This window comes from Boseongicola aestuarii (assembly GCF_900184815.1).
GTDB classification, from domain to species: Bacteria; Pseudomonadota; Alphaproteobacteria; order Rhodobacterales; family Rhodobacteraceae; genus Boseongicola; species Boseongicola aestuarii.
Window position 1 is genome coordinate 1 of sequence record NZ_FXXQ01000040.1, and the last position, 4,183, is coordinate 4,183.

At 51.1% G+C, this 4,183-nt stretch carries 5 protein-coding genes; 4 read left to right on the plus strand and 1 reads right to left on the minus strand.

Annotated features, from left to right (window positions below; all coding sequences use genetic code 11):
- Positions 1-290: 290 nt before the first annotated feature.
- Together BOA8489_RS19780 and BOA8489_RS19785 are read left to right on the plus strand one after the other, a co-directional pair.
- Entirely contained in the window at positions 291-884 is a 594-nt protein-coding gene (locus tag BOA8489_RS19780) for a hypothetical protein (RefSeq protein ID WP_093976026.1), read from the plus strand.
- A gap of 1 nt (position 885) precedes the next feature.
- A complete protein-coding gene (locus BOA8489_RS19785) occupies positions 886-1,524 on the plus strand; it encodes a hypothetical protein (RefSeq protein ID WP_093976027.1) in 639 nt (212 codons plus the stop codon).
- Positions 1,525-1,669: 145 nt separating this feature from the next.
- Here BOA8489_RS19785 and BOA8489_RS19790 read toward each other — a convergent pair whose 3' ends face one another.
- Positions 1,670-2,479, minus strand: coding sequence for a class I SAM-dependent methyltransferase (locus BOA8489_RS19790; RefSeq protein ID WP_093976028.1), 810 nt, complete (start codon positions 2,477-2,479; stop codon positions 1,670-1,672).
- Positions 2,480-2,874: 395 nt separating this feature from the next.
- Between BOA8489_RS19790 and BOA8489_RS19795 the strand changes: the two genes are divergently transcribed.
- On the plus strand, positions 2,875-3,597 hold the full coding sequence (locus BOA8489_RS19795) for a hypothetical protein (protein ID WP_093976029.1): 723 nt from the start codon (positions 2,875-2,877) through the stop codon (positions 3,595-3,597).
- 24 nt (positions 3,598-3,621) lie between these two features.
- Positions 3,622-4,041 carry a hypothetical protein gene (locus BOA8489_RS19800; protein ID WP_093976030.1) on the plus strand — a complete coding sequence of 140 codons (420 nt, stop codon included), beginning with the start codon at positions 3,622-3,624 and terminating at the stop codon, positions 4,039-4,041.
- Positions 4,042-4,183 lie beyond the last annotated feature (142 nt).

A 4,183-nucleotide genomic window follows, 5' to 3' on the forward strand; every position in this document is an offset into this window, starting at 1 on the left:
CTGGAAGCTGTGCTTCCCCTTTCGTCTGTTCCGGAGGCCTTGGACCGAACCGGTCGGGGTGACGTTCTGGGCAAGCTAGTCATCAAGCCAGGTCTGGAATAGAGGGGGGACCTGGGGCTCGGAGCAGCCATTTGCTGCAGCCTCCACCAATGACTGCTTTGCGGACAAACCGGACCAGTCAGATCAGGCTAGGCATCAGAGCAGATCGAAAATGTTTGCGGATTTGATAGCTCCAAGTGTAGGTTCGATAATTCCGCGTTTTGACGGCAATTTGGGTAGGAAATCATAAAATGAGAAACACAATATTTGTCATATTTTTCGCGGTCGGCCTTTTGGGCTGTGGAGGCGCGCCTCAGGAGGTCGCGCCTCGCACCGGGTATAATCTTATCGGTGCGACAGTGATTTCAGCGAACGAACCCGGATGGTTTGCGATTAAGTCAAACCCAGGCGGCGTGGCGCTGGGAAAATCTGGCGATCTACAGGGTGAAAGTAGGATCTACAGTGTCACTATTATTCAAGTTGACAGCAGCCAGAGCGACCAAAGCTTCCTAGAAATGGCCAAAACCTCGAAAACCGCCAATGACAACCCGTCGCGGTTCCAAATCGCAAAGGCCAGTACCAAGCAAGTCACATTCAAAGGAGCGCGTTGCTTGCAGTTTGAAAGCAGTCTTCAAAATTCAAGAGCCAGCATTCCCGGTACCAACGTGGTCTTTGAAAATAACGTTGGCTACACCTGCCGTCACCCTCTGCGAAAGGATGTGGCCGTGGATATGACCTATTCCAGCCGCTCCGGATCGAACAGTCTTTCTGTTGAAGATCGCAGTGCAGCCAAAAGGCTTTTCAGTAACACGAAACTAAATAGCAACTTTTTTGATCGCTTGTAGAATGCGAGCTTTAACCTTCCCGATTGCAGGCCTTGTCCTGCTTACTCTGCCTGGTTGCGGTGACCTTTTCCTTCAGTCAGTTTTTTGCACCGGGTTCCTCGACCCTGATAGATGCTCAGATCCGCCGCCGCGCACTACTCTTCTCAGTGCCGACCTGCCAACAGATGCGGAATTAACGGCTCTCCCAGACGACTATCAAACACTTTTTGGCGTGTGGAATGACGTCAACACTAACGGCACAGTGGATATTGCCCCAAGCAACACAGCAACGTGGACCGGCAGCTTTGGCGCTGAGATCGAGGGCGGCACGGTCCTTACCGGGAACGTCGACGTCGCAACAAATTTCGATTCGAGTTCCGTTGACATCACGCTTGATCAAGTTTCTCGATTTACTGGTGGCAGCGAAATAGAGATGACCGGAAGTATTGCAGCGAACGGCCTCGCCGTTACAAACGGTCGTTATTCAGGCACGGTCACCGGAACAGTTAGCGATCCGGCATTGAGTTATGAGATAGGAGCCGACCTTGATGGCGTATTTGTTAATTCAGGGGACACTATCGGTGTATTGGATGGTTCGGTTACCAATGATGATAGCTCCGCGAGCGGTTTCTTAGCGATCTATGGGGCATCGCAATATTGATGGGTTTTCTGACTGAATAGGATGTCCGGGTCGGTTAGTATGGGCTCGAAGCCGTCATTCGCTGCGATAGGTAAAAATGTCCGTAGTGCGGGACGAAGGAGACACTGTGTCTTGTCGGTTGAACGTCTGCTATCAGAAGTCGCCGCTATACCTTGGTTGCGCGAGCCGCCAAATACGGCCAACGCATCATGATCCCTTCAGAGTCACGGAAAGCCTCTGCGCCAGTTCTGATATCGTTGATGATTGCCTGCTTGGCTTCGGGCACCTGTGCATCAATTAGCATGGGTGCACGGACAATTCCCTTGTAAAGCAAATCGAGCAAGTCGTCTCCGGTCTGGCCGCGCCAGATGGCAACCTTTTTTTCAAATGTAGTGGAGCCGAAACCGGAAGCCCGCAGGACTTTGTCTGCCTCTTCGACCAGTGCAAATCGAAAAGGCGGCGGAGCCGGTGGCAGATCGACGTCCATCGTGCCGTGCTTGTTGATTGCTGTCATCAGCAGACCCATCATGTCCCAGCCTTCATCAGGGGGAAGCCAAGCAGTGTAAGAATACGTACCGCCGGGCTTAAGCACACGCGCGGCCTCCGAAATGGCACTATCTGGTTCACCGATATGCCACAGCCCAAAGGCACAGGTCACTGCATCAAAACTTGCGTTTTCGAAGTTAAGTTTCTCAGCATCACCGACTTCGAAATTCGCTGATGGCACGCGCGCCCGCGCGATTTCAATCATTGGTTCGGCAAAATCTACGCCCGTCACTTGTGCTCCGCGCTGCGCAGCGGCTTCGGCCAGATCCCCTGTGCCGCAACAGACGTCAATTAGGCGAAGCTCCGCGACATTCCCCAAGCCCTCAATTAATGGTTCGATCGCCTGTCGAGTTACTCCCGCGAAATGATCATCGTAGAAACGGGCTTTTTCTGCCCACCCTTGGTGTTCCAATTCCTTGAAGCTCGCCATTTGATCTCCGCTAATCTTGATGTGAATTAGACTACACTACGTGAAGTGTTCGGCCAAAAGATGCATGAACGGTCAATCGAGATCATCGCAGCATTCGGTAACATTGGGCTCGGAGCAGCCATTCGCTGCACCGTGCACCAATGACCGAGTTGCGGGACAAAGCGGTCATTCTCCAACGTGGCGTATGAAAGAAATACCTAAACTTCTGCATTGTGGGTTTGGTGCCATACAGATTCTAGGGATTCCGCACGCGATTCCCTGTTGACCAATGTTGTCTTGCTCGTTTCCTTCGAGTTTTTCATTAACTGAGGCCTACCAATGAGTTTCGCTCGTCGATGCAGCTGATTGACTCTAGTGCTGTCTTGTGTTCGGTTTTTGTTAAGGAAAGTTGGCTTATGGAAGAATACGCATCGTTCTTGCGAAAGCTCGCATACATAGCTTGGCTCGCTATCTTTCCGATTGTGCTGTGGATGAGCTTCACCGGACAGGCCGAAGCTGTCGAATTCGTCAAGTCCAAAGGCAAACTAAGCGATCGAGATTTTTATCGGTTGGTCGCGTGCGCGGCTGTGCCTGGCGGTAAGTGCCAAAAGCCGTTCATGAAGTGGGACGCCCGTGACCGGTCGCGACTGACAATCGGCTTCACGGAAATCGATCCAAATTTCTCAGAGCGTAAAAAAGAGCACGCGTGGAAGGCGCTGCAAAATGCGGTTGGACAAGTTAATCGTGTGGGCGCTGACATTGAGCTCGTCTGGATCTCGGGTGGCCGACCAGATATCTCGGTGAAGTTGACCGCTGGGAGCATCGACGATGCTGGCCGTAATCAGAGAACTGTTGCAGATTACGCGTTATTTAAGGGGGCTGGAGCGGTGGCAGAAGTTCGATTGGCTCGCGGCTCCAGTGTGATTGCGTCGGCCAGTATCACTATAACGGCGCGGATCAAGGACAAATATTTGAAATCAGTGATGCTGGAAGAAGTCGTCCAGTCTCTTGGTTTAATGACGGATATTCACAATCCCTATTACCACAAGCGTTCGATTTTTTCAGAGGTTGGTTCTGATATTATTCAGCTGCGCGGCCAAGACGCGAAAGCGCTCCTAAGCCACTATCCGCGGCAGTGAAAAATCGAAAAGAAGGAGTTTGAAATGCGACTACTATCACAGTTGATTTTGCTGGTGATGCTTCCTGCGACTGCCTGGTCATCAGAGGAGTTTACGATCTACGAGTGTGAATTCAGAGGGACTAGTCAGAAGTTTCTGCCGGAAAGTGCAACGCTTTTTGTCAGTAACGAAACTGACTCAGCATTTGTGATCGATGGCATGATTCACTACGTGTATGGTGAGCCGATTGAAGCTGAGATACAGGTAGATAATGACAAAAAGGTCGCGCTGCGATGGTCTTATATTTTTAAAGACGGCAGCGGGAGGCAGGCTCGATTATCTTTTCGTTTTTCATATCTAAAGCTGAGCGGCAAGGCGATCATAACGAGCAGGCCTGTAGGCTACACCAACTCAGATGAAGCGCGCGGCTCCTGTACTTTGAAAAAAAGTAGGTTTTCAAGCTGACGCGATCGTCCGCTTTGGGCTCAAAGTGGTCATTCTCTGCGTCATGCACGAACGTCTAAATTGGAAGCCCGCGAAAGAAATGCATCGCGTGGTGTGTTTGTTTTCTTGTATCGAGTTAATTTGGAAAAGAGTGTCGAAGATC

Bases quoted from the DNA above. Each gene is read 5' to 3' on its own strand.
- BOA8489_RS19780 (WP_093976026.1), top strand. From the start codon at position 291: ATGAGAAACACAATATTTGTCATATTTTTCGCGGTCGGCCTTTTGGGC.
- BOA8489_RS19785 (WP_093976027.1), top strand. From the start codon at position 886: ATGCGAGCTTTAACCTTCCCGATTGCAGGCCTTGTCCTGCTTACTCTG.
- BOA8489_RS19790 (WP_093976028.1), bottom strand. From the start codon at position 2,479: ATGGCGAGCTTCAAGGAATTGGAACACCAAGGGTGGGCAGAAAAAGCC.
- BOA8489_RS19795 (WP_093976029.1), top strand. From the start codon at position 2,875: ATGGAAGAATACGCATCGTTCTTGCGAAAGCTCGCATACATAGCTTGG.
- BOA8489_RS19800 (WP_093976030.1), top strand. From the start codon at position 3,622: ATGCGACTACTATCACAGTTGATTTTGCTGGTGATGCTTCCTGCGACT.